Source organism: Aminobacter sp. LjRoot7, from assembly GCF_964252895.1.
In the GTDB taxonomy this organism is placed as follows: domain Bacteria; phylum Pseudomonadota; class Alphaproteobacteria; order Rhizobiales; family Rhizobiaceae; genus Aminobacter; species Aminobacter aminovorans_B.
The window spans coordinates 248,912-271,144 of the sequence record NZ_CAXUPX020000002.1 but is presented as its reverse complement, the minus strand read 5'-3'; the positions used below and the strand labels follow the sequence as shown (position 1 = coordinate 271,144).

The 22,233-nt window shown below is 64.8% G+C and carries 15 protein-coding genes; 3 read left to right on the top strand and 12 right to left on the bottom strand.

The annotated features are described in order from the left end of the window. Position 1 precedes the first annotated feature (1 nt). Positions 2-1,258 carry a UDP-N-acetylglucosamine 1-carboxyvinyltransferase gene (gene murA, locus ACSQ3E_RS07005; protein ID WP_436122132.1) on the bottom strand — a complete coding sequence of 419 codons (1,257 nt, stop codon included), beginning with the start codon at positions 1,256-1,258 and terminating at the stop codon, positions 2-4. Between the two features lie 137 nt (positions 1,259-1,395). Between murA and ACSQ3E_RS07000 the strand changes: the two genes are divergently transcribed. Then, positions 1,396-2,247, top strand: coding sequence for a MurR/RpiR family transcriptional regulator (locus tag ACSQ3E_RS07000; RefSeq protein ID WP_436122131.1), 852 nt, complete (start codon positions 1,396-1,398; stop codon positions 2,245-2,247). A gap of 51 nt (positions 2,248-2,298) precedes the next feature. On the opposite strand, the gene ACSQ3E_RS06995 is transcribed toward ACSQ3E_RS07000, so the two are convergent. From ACSQ3E_RS06995 to ACSQ3E_RS06960, 8 genes are all read right to left on the bottom strand, one after another. Continuing rightward, a complete protein-coding gene (locus tag ACSQ3E_RS06995) occupies positions 2,299-4,971 on the bottom strand; it encodes a nitrate reductase (protein ID WP_436122130.1) in 2,673 nt (890 codons plus the stop codon). 2 nt (positions 4,972-4,973) lie between these two features. Then, positions 4,974-5,303, bottom strand: a complete 330-nt coding sequence (nirD, locus tag ACSQ3E_RS06990; protein ID WP_436122484.1) for a nitrite reductase small subunit NirD — start codon at positions 5,301-5,303, stop codon at positions 4,974-4,976. Positions 5,304-5,308: 5 nt separating this feature from the next. After that, on the bottom strand, positions 5,309-7,759 hold the full coding sequence (nirB, locus tag ACSQ3E_RS06985; protein ID WP_436122129.1) for a nitrite reductase large subunit NirB: 2,451 nt from the start codon (positions 7,757-7,759) through the stop codon (positions 5,309-5,311). 20 nt (positions 7,760-7,779) lie between these two features. Further along, on the bottom strand, positions 7,780-9,072 hold the full coding sequence (locus tag ACSQ3E_RS06980) for an MFS transporter (RefSeq protein ID WP_436122128.1): 1,293 nt from the start codon (positions 9,070-9,072) through the stop codon (positions 7,780-7,782). A gap of 346 nt (positions 9,073-9,418) precedes the next feature. Next, a complete protein-coding gene (locus ACSQ3E_RS06975) occupies positions 9,419-10,654 on the bottom strand; it encodes a CmpA/NrtA family ABC transporter substrate-binding protein (protein ID WP_436122127.1) in 1,236 nt (411 codons plus the stop codon). Further along, positions 10,651-11,247 (bottom strand): ANTAR domain-containing response regulator, encoded by a 597-nt coding sequence (locus ACSQ3E_RS06970; protein ID WP_436122126.1) that lies wholly within the window; start codon positions 11,245-11,247, stop codon positions 10,651-10,653. Before ACSQ3E_RS06970 ends, ACSQ3E_RS06975 begins: the two co-directional genes overlap by 4 nt. Before the next feature lie 111 nt (positions 11,248-11,358). Then, the gene (locus ACSQ3E_RS06965) at positions 11,359-14,445 is read right to left on the bottom strand and encodes an efflux RND transporter permease subunit (RefSeq protein WP_436122125.1); all 3,087 of its coding nucleotides are present in this window, start codon (positions 14,443-14,445) and stop codon (positions 11,359-11,361) included. Then, the gene (locus ACSQ3E_RS06960) at positions 14,442-15,644 is read right to left on the bottom strand and encodes an efflux RND transporter periplasmic adaptor subunit (protein ID WP_436122124.1); all 1,203 of its coding nucleotides are present in this window, start codon (positions 15,642-15,644) and stop codon (positions 14,442-14,444) included. The genes ACSQ3E_RS06965 and ACSQ3E_RS06960 overlap by 4 nt, the downstream gene beginning before the upstream one ends. 150 nt (positions 15,645-15,794) lie before the next feature. Here ACSQ3E_RS06960 and ACSQ3E_RS06955 point away from each other — a divergent pair, with 150 nt between their 5' ends. Next, positions 15,795-16,340, top strand: a complete 546-nt coding sequence (locus tag ACSQ3E_RS06955) for a TetR/AcrR family transcriptional regulator (protein WP_436122123.1) — start codon at positions 15,795-15,797, stop codon at positions 16,338-16,340. Between the two features lie 174 nt (positions 16,341-16,514). Beyond that, a complete protein-coding gene (locus tag ACSQ3E_RS06950; protein WP_310323155.1) occupies positions 16,515-17,276 on the top strand; it encodes a glycosyltransferase family 25 protein in 762 nt (253 codons plus the stop codon). Between the two features lie 38 nt (positions 17,277-17,314). Here the strand turns inward: ACSQ3E_RS06950 and smc are convergent, their stop codons facing one another. The 3 genes from smc to ACSQ3E_RS06935 form a co-directional block, all read right to left on the bottom strand. Continuing rightward, positions 17,315-20,773, bottom strand: a complete 3,459-nt coding sequence (gene smc / locus ACSQ3E_RS06945) for a chromosome segregation protein SMC (protein ID WP_436122122.1) — start codon at positions 20,771-20,773, stop codon at positions 17,315-17,317. 60 nt (positions 20,774-20,833) lie between these two features. After that, positions 20,834-21,577: a DsbA family protein gene (locus tag ACSQ3E_RS06940; RefSeq protein WP_154385995.1), complete on the bottom strand. Its 744-nt coding sequence runs from the start codon at positions 21,575-21,577 to the stop codon at positions 20,834-20,836. A 143-nt stretch (positions 21,578-21,720) separates the two neighbouring features. Continuing rightward, the gene (locus ACSQ3E_RS06935) at positions 21,721-22,218 is read right to left on the bottom strand and encodes a DUF721 domain-containing protein (protein WP_436122121.1); all 498 of its coding nucleotides are present in this window, start codon (positions 22,216-22,218) and stop codon (positions 21,721-21,723) included. Positions 22,219-22,233: the final 15 nt, after the last annotated feature.

Genomic DNA, 22,233 nt, shown 5'->3' with positions numbered 1-22,233 from the left:
CTCATCCGGGTAGCCGCTCGATTGTCGCTCCGCACATCTGGAGCTTGCGGTCGAGGCTCTCGTAGCCCCGGTCGAGGTGGTAGACGCGATTGACGATGCTCTCGCCCTCGGCGACCAGGGCTGCGAGCACCAGCGATACCGACGCCCTGAGGTCGGTGGCCATGACCTGCGCCCCGCGCAGCGGTGTGCCGCCGCGCACCAGCGCCGTCGTGCCCTGCAAGGTGATGTTGGCACCGAGGCGAACCAGCTCGGGCACATGCATGAAGCGGTTCTCGAACACCGTCTCGCGCAACAGCGAAGCGCCCGGCGCGCAGCACATCAACGCCATGAACTGGGCCTGGAGATCGGTCGGAAAGCCGGGATATGGCTCCGTGGTGACGTCGACCGGCGCCAACGGGCCGTCGCGCGAGACGATCAGCCCGCGGTCGCCCGGCCAGACGCTGACGCCCGCCGCCTCCAGCACCTGCACCACCGACGCCATGTGCTCGAGCCGCGCATTGGTCAGCTCGAGCTGGCCGCCTGTAATCGCTGCGGCAATCGCATAGGTTCCCGCCTCGATGCGGTCGGGAATGGTGTGATGGCTGGCCGAGCGCCAGGACGTGCCGCCCTGGACGAGAATGCGGTGCGTGCCCGCCCCTTCGATGTTTGCGCCCATGGCGCCGAGGCAGGCGGCGAGGTCCATCACCTCGGGCTCGCGGGCGGCGTTGACGATCTCGGTCTCGCCCTGTGCCGCTGTTGCCGCCATCATCGCCGTCTCCGTCGCGCCCACCGAAGGCGAGCCGAGCACGATGCGTGCGCCGGTCAGCCCCTTGGGCGCGGCGGCGACGATCGAGCCGCCGCGAATGCCGATGTCGGCGCCCAATTGTCCGAGTGCCTTGATGTGCATGTCGACGGGCCGCGCGCCGATAGCGCAGCCGCCGGGCAGCGACACCTCGGCCCTGCCGAAACGGGCAAGCAGCGGCCCCAGCACCAGCACCGTGGCGCGCATCTTGCGCACCGTGTCGTAGCTGGTTTCCCGCGACGAGGCCTTGCTCGCGTCGACATGGACGGAGCGGCCCTGGCGGCTGATCTCGGCGCCATGCTGGGTGATGACGCCAAGCATGTTCTCGACGTCGCTCACCGCAGGCAGGTTTGTCAGGTGGAGCGGTTCCGGGCTCAGCAGCGAGGCTGCGATCTGCGGCAAGGCCGCATTCTTGGCGCCTGAAATGGCGACCGCGCCCTGCAGCCTTTGCCCGCCGACGATGCGCAACTTGTCCATATCAAAGAATCCGTTCAACAGCCGATCGAACCGGCCGAACTGACAAGAGAGTTGATCGCAATATTCTTCTCTGTCAACCTTGCCTGGAATATTCTATTCCTTGATGTCAGCTGGATGAGAGAGCCCCGAGGAGCTTCATGTCGGTTCTCACGAAAATCATTGCGACGCTCGACACCATGGCGCCGGCAGACCGGCAGATCGGCCAGTTCATCGTCGACAATCCAGATGAAATGCTGCGCCTGTCGTCGGTGGCGCTGGGCGAACAGACGGGCCGCAGCCAGTCCAGCGTCGTCAAATTCGCGCAGAAGCTTGGTTATCCCAGCTACCAGCAGCTGAAGCTCGCGGTCAGCGAGGCCAAGGCACAGCAATGGCAGGCGCCTCCCGGCATGGTCCATGGCAGCATCGACCGCGCCGACGGTTATGTCGCCGTGCAGCAGAAGCTGGTGGCCGGCAAGCTCGCGGCGATGCAGCAGACGATGTCGGTCAATAGCGAACAGACCGTGGGGCGGGTTCTCGACCTGCTTGACCGGGCCGAGCGCATCCACCTCGCTGGCGTCAGTGCCTCATCGCTCGTCGCGCGCGACTTCGCCATCAAGCTGATGAAGCTCGGCCGCAACGTGCTGCACGACAGCGACAGCCACGTGCAGCTCGCCAGCGCCGCATCGCTCGGTGCGCGCGACGTGCTGCTGGCATTCTCGCATTCGGGCACCAGCATCGAAACAGTCCGCATCGCCGAACTCGCCAAGGAGCGGGGCGCTGCGGTCGTCGTCATCTCCTCGCTCAGGGACAATCCCTTGAGTGCGATTTCAGATGTCGTGCTTCACTCGGTCAGCGACGAGGACAATGTGCGCTCGTCGTCGATCACCGCCCGCGACGCGCAGCTGGCCCTGACCGACCTGCTGTTCATCCTGCTCGTCCAGCGCCAGGCCGATGCGAACGACCACATCCATCGCAGCGAAGCGGCCGTTGCAGCACTCAAGGTGCGATAGGCCGATATCGACGTACTCCGAGGCGCCGCCTATCCGCCCAGCCCTGAGGGCTCACTCCGCCGCCATCAGCCGTGACGCCTCGAGCATCGTCCTGATCTCCGACCGGCAGGAGCCGCAATTGGTGCCGGCTTTCAACACCTTGCCGATGTCGTCGAGGCTGGCGCAGCCGCCCGAGATCGCGCTGGTGAGCTGGTTCATGCCGACATTGAAGCAGGAGCAGACGATGCGGCCGACTGATGGTACCGGCACCGGCGCGCGCCCCGACAGCAGGGCGCGGCGATCGAGTGCCGTCAGCGGCTCACCAGCAGCGAGCAGTGACAACAGCCAGTCGCGCTCGGGCAGATGCCCGTGCGGCGCGACCAGCAGCGCCTCGGCGAGCCTGCCCTCGCCGTCGGTCGCGGCAGCGCGGAAGGTCGAGCTCCGCCGGTCGGTGTATTCGAGCAACTGGTCGGCCGGCACCACGTCGACCAGACGGCGGGCGAGCAGGATGCCCTGTTCGGGCGGCTCGGTGCCGGACAGTTCGTAGATCCAGCCGCCTGCCACCGCCGCACGGCTCCAATGGACGAAGCCCGTCGGCCTGATGTCGCGGCGGGTCATCAGCACGCCGGTCCATGCGACAGGCTCGCGGGAAAGGCGCACAGGGACGTGCTTGAGCTCCGGCTGGCCGGAAAATGGATCGGTAACCGGCGCCGACAACGATCCGGCGGCGGCGTTGGCGGCAAAGCGGCCGCTCCAGTGCATCGGCAGGAAGGCCTCGCCCCGCCGCTGGCCAGCGCTGGTGGCAGCCTTGGCCCGCCCGCCGCCATAGCGGCTTTCAATGCGGACCAGATCCCCGTCGGCGATCCCCAGTGCGATGGCGTCGGCAGCGTTCAGCTCGACCACCGGCTCCGGCGCATTGGCCATCAGGCGCGGCACCCTGCCCGTCCGGGTCATCGTGTGCCACTGGTCGCGCAGCCGGCCGGTGTTGAGGACAAGCGGAAAAGCGGCGTTGACCGGCAGTGCCGCGCCTTCCTGGCGGACGGCGACGAAACGTGCGCGCCCATCGGCGGTGGGAAAGCGCCCGTCACCCAGCAACCGCTGGACCCCGGCTGAGGCACCGGTGGGCAATGGCCAATGCAACGGCGCGAGCGCCTCGTATTCGCTGTCCTCGATATCGGCGAGGCCGCCGATGTCGAACAGGCGGGCGCCGTCATTCTCGAAGGCGGAAAGTGCGGCATGCTCGCGAAAGATCGCCGCCGGGTTGGCGTAGCCGAAAGCCTCGGCAAAGCCCATGCGCCGGGCGGCCTGCGACACGATCCACCAGTCGGGGCGGACCTCGCCCGGCATCGGCAGGAACGATTTCTGGCGCGATATCAGGCGCTCGGAGTTGGTCACCGTGCCGTCCTTCTCGCCCCAGGCGGCGGCAGGCAGGAGCACGTCGGCGAAATGGCTGGTGTCGGTGCGGGTGACATCCGACACCACGACGAATTCGCATGCCTTCAACGCCGCGCGCACCTTGCCGGCATCCGGCATGCTGACGGCGGGGTTGGTGCCCATGATCCAGAGCGCCTTGATGCGGCCGTCGCCTGCCGCCTCGAACATGTCGACGGCCTTCAGGCCCGGCTTGCGGGCGATAGCAGCCGCGCGCCAGAAGCGGCCGACGCGATCCGGGGCCTGGGGATCGTCGAAGCCCATATGCGCTGCAAGCTGGTTGGCAAGGCCGCCGACCTCGCGCCCGCCCATCGCATTGGGCTGGCCGGTGACTGAGAACGGCCCCATGCCCGGTCTGCCGATGCGGCTCGTCGCGAGGTGGCAATTGAGGATGGCATTGACCTTGTCGGTGCCGTGGGCCGACTGGTTGACGCCCTGGCTGTAGACGGTGACGGTGCGCTCCGTCGCCGCGAACCAGTCGTAGAAGGCCGCCACGTCGGCCGTGTCGAGATCGCAGCTTTCGGCGACACGCTTCGGCGTCGGCGCGTCGGCGCAAGCGAGGCTAACCGCAGCATCGAAGCCAGACGTATGGGCGGCGACATAGTCTCGGTCGATGGCGCCGCTGCCCGCGAGATGCGCCAAAAGGCCGTTGAACAGCGCCACGTCGGTGCCCGGCCTGAGCTGCAGGTGCAGGTCGCATTCCGCAGCCGTTGCCGTGCGGCGCGGATCGATGACGACGATCCTGGTTCCGCGCTCGGCCCGCGCGGCGAGCAGGCGCTGGTAGAGGATCGGATGGCACCAGGCGGTGTTGGAACCGACAAGCACGACAAGATCGGCCTGTTCGAAATCCGCGTAGACACCGGGCACGATGTCTTCGCCGAAGGCGCGCTTGTGGCCGGCGACGCTGGAGGCCATGCACAGCCGCGAATTGGTGTCGATGTTGGCCGAGCCGATGAACCCCTTCATCAGCTTGTTGGCGACGTAGTAGTCCTCGGTGAGCAGTTGCCCCGAGACGTAGAAGGCGACCGAATCCGGGCCATGTCTGGCTATGGTCTCGGAGAACCGCTTGGCCACCAGATCGAGCGCTGTGTCCCAGGAGGCACGGCGGCCGGCGATTTCGGGATGGAGCACGCGCCCGTCGAGGCCGAGCGTTTCGGCGAGCGCAGACCCCTTTGAACAGAGCTTGCCCGCATTGGCGGGATGGCCGGGGTCGCCGCGCACGGACGTCATGCCGTCCGCGGCGGCTCGCGCCTGCACGCCGCAACCCACCCCGCAATAGGGGCAGGTGGTCCTCACCTCGCGTGCATCCGTCATGGTCAGGCAGCCTTCGAAGCGAGAAGCTCAAGCGCGATGAAAAGGCGCCCGTCCTCGACCTTGAGCGGGATGGTCCTGACCGAACCTTCGTCGGCACCTTGCGCCTTGCCGGTTTCCAGCGAAAACACCCAGTTGTGCAACGGGCAGGTCACCGAGGCGCCATGCACGATGCCCTGGCTCAGCGGCCCGCCCTTGTGCGGGCAGTGGTCCTCGATGGCGAAGACCTGGTCCTCGGCGGTGCGGAACACGCCGATCTTGCCCTGGGGCGTGTTCACGCAGCGCGCGCCGCGCACCGGGATGTCGGCCAAAGTGCCGATCGCGATCCAGTCCATCTCACTCATTCCGCTGCCTCCGCGAAACCGACCGAGGCCATCGGGCGGAACTCGTGCTTGTCCTTGCCGGAGACGCGCTCCGACCATGGGTCGACCTGGGCGAACTTTTGGCTGAAGACGAATCGCTCGTAATAGGCCTTGCGCTTCTCGGCATCGTCGAGGATCTGGCGCTTGATCTCGGCCACGCCGACGCGCTTGGCCCATTTGTAGATGCGCTCGAGATAGCGGCCCTGTTCGCGATACATCTGCGTCAGCGCGACAATCACCTCAAGCGCCTCGTCCTCCGATTTCACCAGTCCGAGCACTTCGGTGCCCTTGATGTCGAGGCCGGCAGCGCCGGCGAAGTGGATTTCGAAACCGCTGTCGACGCAGATCACGCCTATGTCCTTGCAGGTCGCCTCGGCGCAGTTGCGCGGGCAGCCCGACACCCCCATCTTGAGCTTGGCCGGCGTCCACGAACCCCACATGAACTTCTCGATGCGAATGCCGAGTCCGGTCGAATCCTGGGTGCCGAAACGGCACCAGTCGGAGCCGACGCAGGTCTTCACCGTGCGCAGGCCCTTGGCGTAGGCGTGGCCCGAGACGAAACCGGCCTTGCCGAGATCGGACCAGACCTCAGGCAGGTCCTCCTTCCTGATGCCCAGCATGTCGATGCGCTGGCCGCCCGTGACCTTGACGAGCGGGATCTCGAACTTGTCGACGACATCGGCGATGGCGCGCAATTCATTCGCATTGGTCACCCCGCCCCACATGCGCGGCACCACCGAATAGGTGCCGTCCTTCTGGATGTTGGCGTGGACACGCTCGTTAATGAAACGCGACTGGTAGTCGTCGGCATATTCGTCGGGCCAGTCGCAGACGAGATAGTAGTTGAGCGCCGGCCGGCACTTGGCGCAGCCGCAGGAGGTCTTCCACTGCAGCTCCTGCATGACCTCGGGGATCGTTTTCAACCCCTTGGCCTTGATCAGGCGGCGCACGTCGTCATGGCCGAGCTCGGTGCATTTGCACATCGGCTGCACGGCTGTGGGGTTGTAGCTGTCGCCCAAAGTCAGCGACATCAGCTGCTCGACAAGCCCAGTGCAGGTGCCGCAGGAAGCGGACGCCTTGGTGTGGGCGCGGACGTCGTCCAGCGAGGTCAGCCCCTTCTCGGTGATAGTGCCGGTGATCTTGCCCTTGCAGACGCCGTTGCAGCCGCAGATTTCCGCATCATCCGCCAGTGCCGCAACGGCCGCCATAGGGTCCAGCGGCGATCCTCCCTGATAGGCCTGGCCGAAGATCAGCGTGTCGCGCATCTCCGAGATATCGGTCTGCTTCTTCTTGAGGTCGTTGAACCAGGCACCGTCACCCGTTTCACCGTAGAGCACCGTGCCGATGACACGATTGTCCTTGAGCACCAGGCGCTTGTAGATGCCGGCCGCGGCATCGCGCAGCACAATCTCCTCGCGGTCGTCGCCATCGGCGAAATCGCCGAGCGAATAGAGGTCGATGCCTGTGACCTTGAGCTTGGTCGGCGTGTCCGAGTGGACGAAACGGGCAGTGTTGTCGCCGGCAAGATGGCTGGCTGCGACGCGCGCCATCTCGTAGAGCGGCGCCACGAGCCCGTAGACCTGGCCGCCAACCTCGGCGCATTCGCCGAGCGCAAGGATGTCGGGATCGGAGGTGCGCATGCCGTGGTCGACTGTTATGCCGCGATTGATGTCGATGCCGGCATCCCTGGCGATCGAAGCATTGGGCCGGATGCCGACCGCCATCACCACCAGCGTCGCCGGGATGATTGTACCGTCGGCGAGTTCCACGCCCTCGACCTTGCCATTGCCGACAATGGCCTTGGTGTTGGCCTTGGTCATCACCTTGATGCCACGGGCTTCGACAGCCCGCTGCAGCAGATAGCCGGCGGCCGGATCAAGCTGACGCTCCATCAGCGTCGGCATGACGTGCAGCACCGTCACATCCATGCCCTGCTCCTTGAGACCCGCCGCTGCCTCCAGGCCGAGCAGTCCGCCGCCGATCACCACCGCCTTGGCGCGCGACTGGGCCGCGAGCAGCATGGCGTTGACGTCGTCGAGGTCGCGATAGGTCAGCACACCGGGCAAATCCTTGCCCGGCACCGGAATGATGAAGGGCACCGAACCGGTGGCGACGACCAGTTTGTCATAAGGCTCGGTGACGCCATGGTCTGACGTGACAGTCTTCGCTGCGCGGTCGATGGCGACGATCTTGTGGCCCTTGTAGAGTGTGATGCCGTGTTTGATGTACCAGCCGTCGCCGTGGATCACGATCTCCTCGAAGGCCTTCTCGCCCGACAGGACCGGCGACAGCATGATGCGGTCGTAGTTCACGCGCGGCTCGGCGTTGAAGATGGTGACCTGATAGCGGTCGGGCGCCGCTTCCAGCAAGTGCTCCAGCATGCGCCCGGGGGCCATACCGTTGCCGATGATGACAAGTCTCTCGGTCATTGTGGTACTCCTCGACGGTATCACGGGGCAGCGAAGGTCAACGGCTCATCGGCGCTGTCGCGCGACATCCTGCGGATCGACAGGTGCATCCAGACGAGCGAAGCGACGACGATGGCGAAAAGCAGCATGAAGCAGCTCGACCACAGGCCGGTGAGGTCATTGAGTGCGCCGAAGGCAATGGGCAGGATGAAGCCGCCAAGGCCGCCGATCATGCCAACAAGGCCACCGACAGCGCCGACGTTTTCGGGATAATAGACGGGGATGTGCTTGTAGACCGCCGCCTTGCCCAGGCTCATGAAGAAGCCGAGCACGAAGGCGACGACCATGAAGGCGATCGGACCGACCTCGAAGTGGAAGGCCATCGGGCCTGCGATACCGTGCACGACATAGTCAGCCGTCGGCAGCGACAGGATCAGCGTGGCGAGCGCCGAGACGCCGAAGGTCCAGTACATCACGGTGCGAGCGCCGACCCTGTCCGACAGCACGCCGCCATAGGCGCGGAAGATGCTGGCCGGGATCGAATAGGCGGCACCGATCATGCCGGCAGTTACGATGTCGAAGCCGTAGACGCCGATCAGGTAGCGTGGCAGCCACAGTGCCAGCGCGACGAAGGCGCCGAAGGAGAAGAAGTAGTACAGGCCGAAGCGCCAAACCTGGACATTCCTGAGCGGCGCGAACTCACTCCAGAAGGCCTTCGGCTGACCGCCGTGGATGCGGCGTTCACGGATGACTGGATCGTCTTCGCTGCCGAACCAGAAGATGAAGGCCATGAAGCCGAGGCAGGCGGCCCAGATTAGAGCCACCTCCTGCCAGCCACCGGCAAGCAGCACGAAGGGTGCGAGGAACTTCGTGACGGCGGCGCCGACATTGCCGACGCCGAAGATGCCAAGTGCAGTGCCCTGCTTACTCGCCGGAAAGAAGCGCGAGACATAGGCAACGCCGACGGCGAAGGAGCCGCCGGCGAGGCCGACGCCGAGGGCGGCGATCAGCATCTGGGTGTAGGTCTGGGCAAAGGCGAGCAGAAAGGTGGCAATGGCCGCCGCCAGCATGGTCGCGGTGTAGACGAGACGCCCGCCGAAACGGTCAGTCCAGACGCCGAGCACGATGCGCACCAGCGAGCCGGTCAGGATCGGCGTGCCGATGAGCAGCCCGAACTGGGTTTCGGAGAGGCCGAGCTCCTGCTTGATGCGCACGCCGATGATCGAAAAGATCGTCCACACGGCAAAGCAGACGGTGAAGGCGATGGTGGAGATGGCAAGCGCCCTGACCGGAGCATTGTCCTGGCTGGGGGCGGCTGGGAGGGTGGTGGTCATTGTCGGCTCCGTTGTGCGGCGTGGGAGGCGCCGCGCTGATCTGGATCGCGAAAACAAAAAAGCTGCCGGCCAGGGTCGCGCGTCCGTACATCCGGGATCGCGGTCATCTGGTCGGCAGCTTCGCCTGGGGCGCCCGCCATTGGACGCCGATATGTCTGGCCTCTCGGCCTTGCCTATTGCAACGCACAAACCGTGCCAGTTTGGCCGGTCACTGCGTTTTCTTTTATTTTCAGATGCTTATGCAATATCGGCCGCATTGGCTGCCGAAATGCCGGCGATCAATCGATAGCCAACTTACGTCGGCATCTGCCTAAATGATGTGCAGTGCACAAAAATTGGCGACCGATCAGTCCTGCAGGTGCCGCTGGGCGGCGATGTAGCCGTCGAGATCGTCGGGATCGAACAGGCCACCATCAAAGAACCCGTCCGGCCCAAGCACCAGGCTGGCGCCCGCCGAGCCGACAGGCGTCGGCGCCGGCAATGCGCCTTCGACCTTGGCGTTGGCGCCGGGCAGCGCCGCCCCTAACGGCTTCAGCGCTGTACGGTAAAGGTCGGGTCGGTAGGTTTCGCGGGCGATCGCGGCATTGGTGGCGGAATGCTCTGCTTGCCCCCAGCGCACCATCTGGCTGTAGAACCACAAGGCATGGCTCTTCCACGGGAATGTCGCCGCCTTGGCCTGCGGCACGAAGAAGTCGTCGACATCGACGACACTGTTCGCCGAGGTGCCGAGATGCCCCGAAAGTGCCGGCAGCATCCATTCGGCGGGCCGCCCGACATAGGCAGGTGCCGCCATGATGCCGGCAAGCTCGGCGTGATTGGCCGGCTCAGCGCACCACTGCGCCGCGCGATGGATGGCGCGAAGCAATGCCGACAGCGCATTGGGATTTGCGTCGCTCCAGCGGGCGTCGGCGCCCAGCACCTTCTCCGGGCTGGAACGCCAGATCTTGGCCTTCACCGTGACGATGCGGCCATGGCCGAGCAAAACGGCGGCGGTGTTCCAGGGTTCGCCGGCGCAGAAGCCGTCGAGCGCGCCCGAGCCCAGGGCGTCGGCCATCAGCGGCGGCGGCAGGATCACGATCTCGACATCGCGGTCGGGATCGATGCCGCAGGCAGCCAGCCAGTAGCGCAGTTCGTAGTTGTGGCCGGAATGCGGATGAACGACACCGAGGCGCAGCGGCGAAGCGTTGCTGCGGGCACGGTCGGCCACAACGGCCCTGAGCGCGTCACCGGCGGCGCGCGGCGAAAGATCGCCGCTCGCGCCATGGGCTGCCATGTCGTGCCACAGCGCATTCGACACGGTGACGGCATTGCCGCCGAGGCCGAGCGCCATCGGCACGACCGTGGTCGCAGCCAGCGGGGTCAGGCCGAGATTGCAGGCAATCGGCATCGGCGCAAGCATATGCGCCACCTGGAAATGCCCAACGGCGAGCCGGTCGCGGATGTTGGCCCAGGAGGTTTCGCGCACCAAAGTGAGCTCGATGCCTTCAGCTGCCGCAAACCCTTTCTCCCTGGCCGTGACCAGAAGCGCGCTGTCGAGCAGCGGCAGGAAACCGGCTGAAATCTCGAAGCGGGCATCGCTCATGCGTCGTCTCCCAAAAGCCCGGCGGCGGTCACGAGGCTTTGCGCGATCTCCGACAGCTTGCGGTTCTGGTTCATCGCCGCCCTGCGCATGAGTCCATAAGCCTCCGCCTCGGAGATGCCGCGCGACTTCATCAGGATGCCCTTGGCGCGGTCGATCACCTTGCGGTCCTCGAGCTCGCTACGCGCCTCCTCCAGTTCGCGAGACAGGCGCGAAAACGCGTTGAAACGGCTGACGGCCATGTCGAGGATCGGCTTGACGCGCTCGCGCTTCAGCCCGTCGACGACATAGGCGGAGACGCCGGCATCGACCGCGGCCTCGATCGAGGCGCTGTCGGAACGGTCGACGAACATGGCGATCGGCCGCTTCACCGCGCGCGAAAGCTGGAACATGTTTTCCAGCATGTCGCGGTTGGGATTTTCGAGATCGATGACGATGACGTCGGGATTGGTCTCGGCGATGCGCCGCCCGATGCCCGCCACGTCGTGAACCAGCGTGACGTCCTCATGCCCGGCCTCGCGCAACCCCGCCTCGATGATCGAGGCGCGGATGCGGTTTTCGTCGATGACGAGTACCCGGAGCGCGGCGGTCTTCATGCTCTTCTTCTTTGCGCGCCGGCCGTCATTGTGCAACGCAAAAATGCTTCAGGCTACCAAAGCAAAAGGCCCCGGATCGCTCCGGGGCCTTTTTCATTTCAAATCGTCCGCTCAGTGATGGTGGGCGGGTTCCGCCATCTGCGCGACATCCGGCTCCTCGACGTGAGCGGCGAGGTCCTTGCGCGAGATGAAGGTGTAGAACATCGGCACCACGAACAGGGTGAAGATCGTGCCGACGATCACGCCGCAGAAAATCACCAGGCCCATCGAGTAGCGCGCAGCAGCACCGGCACCCGAGGCGATGATCAGCGGTACGACGCCCAGTGCCATCGCCGCCGTTGTCATCAGGATCGGCCGCAGGCGAACCTTGGCCGAAGCGATGATCGCCTCGCTGCGCGACAGCCCATGTTCCTCACGCTGCTGATTGGCGAACTCGACCAGCAGGATGCCGTGCTTGGTGATCAGGCCTATCAGCGTGATCAGACCGACCTGGGTGTAGATGTTGAGCGTACCCAGTCCGAGATTGAGTGGCACGATGGCGCCAAAGATCGACAGGGGCACCGACATCATGATGATGAACGGGTCGCGGAAGCTTTCGAACTGCGCCGCCAGAACCAGGTAGATCACGACGATGGCCAGGCCGAAGGCGATCAGGATCGTGCTGCCCTGCTCGCTCTCCAGGCGCGACTGGCCTGCATAGTCGATGAAGAAACCGGCCGGCAGCAGAGGCCGGGCAATTTCCTCGATCGCCTTCAGGCCGTCGCCGGTGGTGACACCGGGCACGGGAAGTGCCGCGATCGTCGCCGAGTTGAGCTGGTTGAACTGCTCGATCGAAGCGGGCGAGGAGTTGGTCTTGATCGACACCACTGCCGACAGCGGCACCATCTGGCCGTTGACGCTGCGGACGAAGAACTCGCCGAGCTTCTCCGGGTTGTTCCGGTACTCTTCCGGCACCTGCATGATGATGTCGTAGCTGTTGGAATCGCGGTCGAACTCGGCAATCGACCCACCGCCGACAAGCAGGCTCAGCGTCGTGCCGATATCGCTGACCGACAGGTTGAGCGCTGCCGCGCGATCGCGGTCGATGGTCACAGTCACCTGCGGCGCATCGAAGGACAGCGAGTTCTGCACGACGATGAAGCGTCCGGAGGCCTGCGCCTTCTGCTTGATCTGCTCGGCCACCTCGAAGACCTGGCTCGGATCGCCGGTCGACTGGATGACCATCGAAATCGGCAAGCCACCGCCGGCGCCCGGCAGCGAGGGCGGTGCGAACACCAGTGCCTCGACACCGCTGACCTTGGACAGGCGCGCCTGGATATCCGTCTGGATCTCCTTTTGCGAGCGCGTGCGGTCGGCCCAGTCCTTGAGCACCCAGACGGAGAAGCCCGAGTTGGTGGCGCCGCCCATGCCGACGATCGAGAAGCTGGTCTTGAGCTCCGGCAGGTCCTTGGTCAGATCGCGGATCTGGTCGGTATAAAGTGTGGTGTACTCCGTCGTCGCGTAGCGTGGCGCAGTCACCAGCGCGAACAGCGCGCCCTGATCTTCTTCCGGCGCGAGTTCGTTCGACGTCTTGAAGAACATGAAACCGGTGACACCGACGAGCGCGACCACGATCAGCAGCGTCACCGGCCGGTACTTCAGCGAGCCGGCGACCAGCCGCTCATAGCGGTTGGCGATGCGCTCGAACGTGCGGTCGACGGCCTGCGCGAAGCGGCTGTGGTTGCCGGCCTTGAGCATGCGCGCTGACATCATCGGCGTGATCGTCACGGCGATGAAGCCGGAGAGGACGACCGCACCTGCAAGCGTGACCGCGAACTCGCGGAACAACGAACCGGTCAGGCCGCCGGTGAACATTAGCGGGGCGAACACGGCGGCAAGCGTGATGGTCATGGCGACCACCGGCCCGAAGATCTCGCGCATGCCCTTGAACGCCGCCTGCATGGGCGACATGCCGTCCTCGATGTGGCGATGGATGTTCTCCACCACCACGATGGCGTCGTCGACGACAAGGCCGATGGCGAGCACCATGGCCAGCAGCGACAGCAGGTTGATCGAGTAGCCCATCATCAACAGGATGAAACAGACGCCGATCAACGACAGCGGGATCGTCACCACAGGCATCAGCACCGAACGGAACGAGCCCAGGAACAGCAGGATGACAACGACGACGATCGCCACTGCTTCGGCGATGGTCTTGAACACCTCGTCGATCGAGGCGCTGATCGTCTCGGTCGAGTCGTAGACCATGGTGATGGTCATGCCCTGCGGCAGGCTGGCACTGATCGCCGGCAGTTCGTTGATGACGGCGGCCGCCGTGTTGAGCGGATTGGCCGACGGCGTCGGGAAGATGCCGATGAAGGTGCCGGGCTGGCCGTTGAAATTGACGACCGTGTCGGTGCTTTCGGCGGCGAGCTCAACATGCGCGACATCGCGCAGCCTGACGACGTTGCCGTTGTCCGACTTGAGCGGCAGTTCGCCAAATGCTTCCGGCGTCTGCAGCGTCGACTTCATGGTGATCGAATAGGCGACGTATTCGTTCTTGGTCTTGCCCGGCGCCGAAAGGAAGTTGGACTTGTTGATGGCCTGCAGCACTTCGGCGGCGGTCAGGCCACGCGCGGCGAGCTTCACCGGATCGACCCAAACGCGCATCGAATAGTTGGCGGCACCCAAGACCTGAACCTCGGCAACGCCCTCGATCGTCGACATGCGTGGACGGATGACGCGCTGAATATATTCGGTCAGCTCCTCCGAGCTCATGTTCGGGTTCTGCATCGCCAGATACATGATGGCGAACTGCTGCCCCGTGCCCTTGACGATGGTCGGGTCCTTGGCGTCGGACGGCAGCTGGCCGCGCACCTGCTGGACCTTGGACATCACCTCGGTCAATGCCGTGTCGGGGTTGGAACCGAGCTCCATCTGCACGGTCACCGTGCTCGATGACGGCCGGCTCTGCGAGGTCACGTAGTCGATGTTTTCGGTCGTCGCCACGGCGGCGGCGATCGGTGCCGTGATGAAGCCCTGGATCAGGTCGGCGCTGGCGCCGGGATAGACGGTGGTGATGGTGATCACCGTCTCCTCGACCTTGGGGTACTGGCGCACCGACAGGTTGAACAGCCCCTGGAAGCCCAGGAGCAGGATCATAAGGGCGACCACCGTCGACAGGACGGGGCGGCGGATGAAGATGTCTGAGAAACTCATTTTGCAGCCGCCTTGGCGTCAGCCGAGGTTACCGGCGAGACCGTGTTGTCGACCTTGACGGGCGTACCGTTGGTCAGCCTGTTCTGGCCAGCGATGACCAGCTCGTCGCCGGCCTTGACGCCTTCGATGATCTCGACGCGGCCTTCCGAACGGCGACCGACCTTGACGAAGACCTGGGCGACCGTGAGTGCCGGCTCGGCCTTGGCCTCCGCCGGAGCGGCCGATGCATCTGCAGGCGCTGCGGCTGCGGCTGCCGGAGCGGCCGCACCTTCGGCGGCAGGCTTGGCTTCGGCCGGACGCACGACATAGACATAGTCGCCATAGAGGCTGGTGGTCAGCGCCGTCTGTGGCACGGCCAGCACGCCGTCCTCCCTGGGTAGCTCGACACGCACGCGCACGAACTGGCCGGGGCTCAGCTTGCCTTCCGGATTGGTGATTTCAGCACGAACCGAAACAAGGCGGCTCTGCGGGTCGACCTTCGGATCGATACCGACAACGGCGCCCTTGAAAGCCATGTCGTCGGCGGTCACGCCAAACGCCACCGGCTGGCCCATCTTCAGCGAGGCAAGCTGCTGCTCCGGAACGGAGAAGTCGGCCCGCATCGTGTCGAGATCCTGCAAGGTGGCAACGATGGTGCCGGGGGCGAGATACTGGCCGTCATCGACCTTGGGAATGCCGATCGTGCCGGAGAACGGCGCGCGCAGCTGCTTCTGGTCGAGCACGGCCTGCAGCTTCTGCACCTGCGATGCCGACGTCGATGCCGTCGCGCGGGCCGCGTCGAGCGCGACTTCCGAGCCGACGCCGCGGCGCTGCAGCTCGATGGCGCGGTCGAGTGACTGCTGGTCGAGTGCGGCCTGCGTCTTGGATGCGGCGAGGTCCGCCTGCTGGACGGTGTCGTCGAGCTGGATCAGCACATCTCCCTGCTTGACGCGCTGGTTGGCGGCGAAATTGATGTCCTTGATGATGCCTGCCTGCTCGACCGTCAGGTCGACGCCCTGCGAGGCATTGACCGTGCCGATCGTTTCAATGCCCGGCGTCCACGGAGCCGGCTCGACCTTGGCGGTCGCCACCGTTACCGACGCAACCGGCATATTGGCGAAGAATTGCTGGATCGCATTGTCGCGGAAGATGTTGAACCCGACGATGCCGCCGCAAACGACAACAAGCAGTACGAGAGCGATAAAGAGACGCTTTTTCAAAGGAGATCCCCAATCGGTAAGGAATCGGCATCCGGGAGGCCGTGATGCACATTGGACCTGTTTCTTGGAAAACCCAAGAGCGGCGGGCTTACTGTACCGTCTGGACGGTATTGTCAATCCACGATAATGTGATCCCAAGGAGGCACCACAATGTCGGGCCACAGACCAAGCTCTCGCGAAAAAATCCTCGCCGCAGCCAGCGAATTGGCCGACATCGTCGGTCCGGGCAATCTGTCACTCGATGCGGTGGCCCAGCGTGCCGGCGTATCGAAGGGCGGATTGCTGTACAATTTCCCGACCAAGGCCAAGCTCATGCAGGCGCTGGTTCAGGACTATCTCAAGACCTTCGAGGATGCGCTCGAGGAGGAAGCGGCCAAGCGCGGCGATACTACCAAAAATAGTCTGACCGCCTACATTGAACTGTCGGCACGGGAGTGCGAACAGAAGCAGCCTTCAGCGGCCGGAGTGCTCGCAGCACTTGCCGAAGACCCTGATTTTCTCAATCCCGTCAGGGATTTCAAGCGTCAGTTGCTCGACAGGCTGAAGTCGGAAACGCCAGATACCGCCAAGCTAATCGTGGCGTTCCTGGTCATCGAAGGGCTACGCAGCATGAAACTGTTCGACATGGACATATTGCACGACGACGAGCGCAACATGGCGCTTTCCTACCTGCTCGCCGAAGCTGCCGGCTCGTAGGTCCGGCGCGACCAGGACGCAGCTTTTGCGGTATCCGTCATTTTCCTACTATACGTTGCACCTACTTTATGAGATGCAACCATCGCACAAAATATCGTTGCATTCGGACGCTTGGCCATGTTGCCCAATGGTTGCGCGTAGTTTAGCGGTACACGCATATAAGTGAGCCACTATATGACTTCGTCGTTGCCGGTCACGCTCATCGTGACAGTGGATGCCGAAGCTGGGCCCCGTCGAAAGTCGGCGCACGCACAGCTTTCAGCACTTTCGTGGCCCTTCGCGTTCGTCGAAGGCCTTACTCCTCAATGCGCTGAAACGACCAGCCTCTACGACCCTAAGCAGAACCGCAAGCGCTCGAAGCGTCCGCTGGCGCCTGCCGAGGTTGCGGCCTATGCCAGCCATCGCAAGGCGATGCGCGCGTTTCTGGACACCGACGAGCCGATGGCTCTCATCCTCGAGGACGACTTCCGCCTGCTGGAGCCGGCAGCGTTTGCCGCGCGCATCTCAGCGCTGCAGCAGGCCCCGGTCGAGTGGGACATCCTCAAGCTGTTCGACTTCCAGGATCGGCCGGTCGTGGATTCGGTCCCGGTGGCCGACATTGCCATCGTATCGCATGGCAGCCCGACCGCCGGCATGGTCGGCTACCTGATCACGCGGCGCGGTGCGGAGAGCTTCCTAAGCCGGGCCACCGTCTATCGCCAGATCGACGAGGACATAAAGTTCTTCTGGGAGCTGAAGCTCAGGGTGCTGTCGGTCAAGCCCAACCTCGTGACTGACGTCAGCGCCGAACTCGGCGGCAGCCTGATCGAAGCTGATCGCAATGAGGTCAAGCTGAAGCGGCATTGGACCGTATCGGTCAAGGCGCTCGGCCAGACCGCGCTGCGCCAGATCAACTATCGGCGCCACCGCAAGCACTACAGCCTCAAGCTCAAATAGAGCCGGTCGGGGTCCGCTCGCTTCGCGGAGCGGTCGGATCAGCTCGCTTCGCGCAGCGATTCAGCGGCCTGCAGGTCGACGGACACCAGCTGGCTCACCCCCTGCTCCGCCATCGTGACGCCGAACAGGCGGTCCATGCGTGCCATGGTGATGGGGTTGTGGGTGATGACCACGAAGCGTGTCTCGGTCGACGCCGACATCTCGTCCATCAGGTTGCAGAAGCGCTCGACATTGTGGTCGTCGAGCGGCGCGTCCACCTCGTCGAGCACGCAGATCGGCGCTGGATTGGTCAGGAACACCGCAAAGATCAGCGCCATCGCCGTCAGCGCCTGCTCGCCGCCTGACAGCAGCGTCATCGTCTGCGGCTTCTTGCCGGGCGGGCGGGCGAGGATTTCGAGACCGGCTTCGAGCGGGTCTTCCGACTCGATCAGCTGAAGCTCGGCGGTGCCACCACCAAACAGATGGGTGAACAGGCGCTTGAAATGGCCATTGACTAGGTCAAAGGCAGCCAGCAGGCGCTCGCGGCCCTCGCGGTTCAGGCCCTGAATGCCCTGGCGCAGCTTGCGAATTGCCTCGATGATGTCTTCGCGCTCGGAGACGATTGCCTCGAGCCGGTCGGACAGCTCCTTCTGCTCTTCTTCGGCGCGCAGGTTGACGGCACCAAGCCGCTCGCGCTCTATCTTGAGGCGCTCCAGCGTCCTCTCGACCTCGACGGGATCGGGCATGGGATCGTCCGCTTCGAGGCCGGTATGGCGGATCACCAGGTGCGGCGGCGTCGCAAGCACTTCCTGGATCCGCGCCTCGACCTCGCGACGGCGTTCGTCGGCTGCGGTCAGGCGCTCCTCGGCGCGCGCCCGCGCTTCACGCGCTTCGGCCAATCCCTGGATCGCGGCGGTTGCGGCCTTGTCGAGCACCGATTGCTTATTTTCAGCATCCTGGAGACGGTCGGACGCCTCCTTGCGCAGGGCCTCGGCCTGCGTCAGCTGCGACATCAGCGTGCGGCGACGCGCGTCAAGCTCATCAGGCGCCTCGGCCAGCACCTCGCGTTCGGCGGCGGCTTCCTCGCGCCGTTCGGCCAACGCTTCGACCTGCTCGGCGGCACTTTCGGCACGTAGCACCCAGCTCTGGCGCTCGGCCGCGATGGCCGTCAGGCGACGTCCCCTCGCCTCAGCTTCACGATTGAGGCCGTCATGCACCGCACGGGCATCGGCGACCGCAGAGCGATCCCTCGCGACGGCGCCGGAAAGCTGTTCGAGCCGTGCCTGAAGGTCGGCGAGGTCGGGTGCCGAGCCAAGCATGTCCTCGGCTTCGACATAGCCGGCCTGCGCTTCTTCATGCGCATCGGCGACGCGGGCGCGTGCCTCATCCAGCGCTGCGCGACGGCTGGTTAGCTCGCCTGCGGCCTTTTCGGCCTGGGCCAGAGCATCGCGCGCGGCACTCACCAGATGCTGCGCATCGCGCCACGCCTGGCGCGCCTGGCGCTCGGCTTCGGTGTTTTCGCGAACGGCATTTTCGGCGCGTGCCAGCGCCTCTTCGGCCGAGCGCACCACAAGCGTCGCCTGGACTGCTTCGGCATCGAGCTCGGCAAGTCGGTTCTTCTGGGCCAGGCGCTGTGCTGCGGCTGTCGGTGCATCGGCGCTTGCCGTCAGTCCGTCCCAGCGCCACAGCCCGCCCTGCTTGCTCACCAGCCTCTGGCCTGGTGCGAGCAGCGGCTGCAGCCTTGCCGCATCGGCGGCATCAACGACGCCGATCTGCGCCAGACGACGCGCCAATTGATGCGGGGCACGAACGACTTCGGCGAGACTGCGCACGCCTTCGGGCAGCTTCGGGTCGCTCTCGGCCACCTTGGCGTCGCCCCAGTGCACCGGTGCTGCGCGATCAAGCGCTGCTTCGAGATCATCGCCAAGGGCAGCACCCAGGGCTGTCTCAAATCCGCGTTCGACGCCGATCTGCTCCAGCACCGCCGGGAAAAGATCGCCAGACGCGGCATTGATGATCTTGGCCAGCGTACGCGCCTCTGTTTCGATGCGGGCAAGCTCGGCCTTGGCTTCCTGCAGCGGCGTGCGCGACGACGCCTCGGCCTGCCGTGCCTCGGTGACGGCGCGCTCGGCCTCGGTTGCCGCAAACTCGGCTTCCTCAAGCGCTTCCTGTGCTGCCTCGGCCAGCATCTGCTTTTCCGCCGGATCGGCGAGTGCCGAAATGCGCGCCGCAATTTCACCGGCCTCACGGTCGAGTTCGGCAAGCTGGCGGGCAAAGCGGTCGCGGCGTTCGGCGGCGTCGCGCATGGCGCGTTCGGCCTGGGTGCGGCCGGCAGCCGCCTCAGCGCGTTCGGCGGTCAGGCGGCCAAGCTCAGCCTCGGTCAGCGCCAGCGTCGCCATCGCCTCCTCGAAGGCGGCACGCGTATGCGTCTCGCGATCGGTCGCGCCGGCATTCTCGTCGTTGAGCGCCTTTTCCTCGGCATCGAGACGCGAAAGGATCGCGGCATTGTCGCCGATCATGCGCTGTTCGCGGGCGATGTCGGCATCGAGCTGCTGCAGGCGGCGGTCGAGTTCGCTCTGGCGCGAATTGATGCGGCCGGCTTCTTCCTCGAGCTGCGAGCGCGCGATGGACAGGCGCTGGAAGGTCGCGGCGGCCGCAGCGGCAGCGTCACGCATCTCGGGCAATTTATGGGCGCCGACGGCCTGGTCCTTTGCGGCCGCCATCTGGGTCGCGGCGCGGTCGCCGACGAGCGTTGTCGCGGTTGCCAGCGCCGACTGCGCCTCGCCTTCCTGCGCCTTGGCCAGGGTCCAGCGAAGATGCAGCAGCGTGGCTTCCGCCTTGCGGATGTCGGCCGACAGGTTCTTGAAGCGCGACGCCTGGCGCGCCTGGCGCTTCAGGCTTTCGATCTGGCTTTCCAGCTCGCCGACGACATCGTCGAGGCGTTCGAGGTTCTGTTCGGCGGCGCGCAGGCGAAGCTCGGCTTCGTGGCGGCGCGTGTGCAGGCCCGAAATGCCCGCCGCCTCTTCCAGCAGCGCGCGGCGCGCCTGCGGCTTTGCCTGGATGAGTTCGCCGATACGGCCCTGCCCCACCATCGACGGCGAGCGCGCGCCTGTCGACTGGTCGGCAAACAGCAGCTGCACGTCCTTGGCGCGGGCTTCCTTGCCATTGATGCGGTAGACGGAACCGGCTTCGCGCTCGATGCGGCGCGACACCTGCAACTCGTCGGCGTCATTGAAGGAGGCGGGCGCGGTGCGGTCGGTATTGTCGAGGAACAGCGTGACTTCGGCGGTGTTGCGCGCCGGGCGCGTGCCGGAACCGGAGAAGATGACGTCGTCCATGCCGGAGGCGCGCATGTTCTTGTATGAGCTTTCGCCCATCACCCAGCGCAAGGCTTCGACGAGATTGGACTTGCCGCAGCCATTCGGCCCGACGATGCCGGTGAGCCCGCGTTCGATGACGAACTCGCCGGGCTCGACAAAGGATTTGAAACCGAGAAGGCGGAGGCGCGAAAACTTCATTCGCGCCAGTCCGCACGGAAGGGTGCACCGAAGCCGTGTTGCCTCGGTGCCATGAGCCTATCAGAGCATGCCGTCGATAACCGCCGACATTTCCTCAATCGTCATTGCCCCCTTGTAGACTTTCCCGTTGATGAAGAATGTCGGCGTCGAGTCGACCTTGAAATCGTTCTCGCCGCGGGCGCGCACTGCCCTGATATCGTCCAGAAGCTTCTGGTCAGTCAAGCAGGCCTCGAAAGACTCCTGTGTGAAGCCGGCGAGCTTGGAGATCTGCAGCAGCGCATCCTTGGGGTTCTGCGAACCGGCCCAGCTCTGCTGCTGCTTGAACAGCACGTCGACCATCGGGAAGTAGTTGTCCTTCGAGCAGCGTGCAAGCATGAAGCCTGCCTCGGCCAGCGGGTCGAAGGGGAACTCGCGATAGATCAACCGCACCTTGCCGGTGTCGATGTACTTGGTCTTCAGCGCCGGCAGCGTCGTCTCGTGGAAATGCGCGCAGTGCGGGCAGGTCATCGAGGCGTATTCGACGATGGTGACCGGGGCATCGGCCTTGCCGAGTTGCATGTCAGGCAAGGTACCAGCCTCAAGCAGCTTGGCCATGTCGACAGAGCCCTGTGCTTCGGGCACCTTCACCGCCTGGGCGGGAGTTGCCGGAGCAGCTGGCGTTGCGGCAGGCGTCGCCGGCTCGGCAGGCTTGGGCGTTGCTGCGTTGGCCTGCTCACCGGAATCGCTGCAAGCGGAAAGCAGCGCCGCTGCCGAGACGGCTGCGAGCCCGGTAAGTGCGGTCCTGCGAGAAATCGAACGAAGCATACGAATCACCTGACGATGGTTGGATTTTGCAATGTGCGGTTACGTGAAAGCGATAGTTGGCGCGAATTAAGGCATGGCTGTCCCCAAACCAATCGCAATTTGCCGCACTTTCAATCACGAAAGCGCGAGAAAGCCGGCATTTTCTACTTTCGGCTGCCCAGGATGCTCGCGCCCAGCTTTTCGAGCGATGCTTTCAGTCCTTCGTCCTCGATGAACCTTACTGCACCGGTAAGCTTGCCCTGCTCCGCATCGGTCAACTTGCGCAGCCGCGGACGCGGCTTGGCGCCCGTGTTCGCCACCGGCTTCTGCACAATGCGAATGCGACCGATGGCGTTGAAGCCGAGATAGGAATTGACCCGGCCGATGATCTCTCCGGTCTCGTGCTGGAGATGCAGCGCTGCCGGTCCTGAGCAGGCGACGATCAGCACGGCAGGCTCGAACGGGTCCTCCTCGTGCATGCGGCGCGGCCACTGGATCTTCTCGGGCCGTGTGTTGTGGGCAAGGCGGGGACCGACGATCTCTTCCCATGACTGGACAAGCCCGACGGAGATGCCGGTGCGCTTGCGCAGGACGGGATCGAGAATGGCGTTTGCCAGATCGCTGACCGGAACGGGATTGCCCGTCCACCTTTTCCCTGCCATGTCGTTCTCCAGATA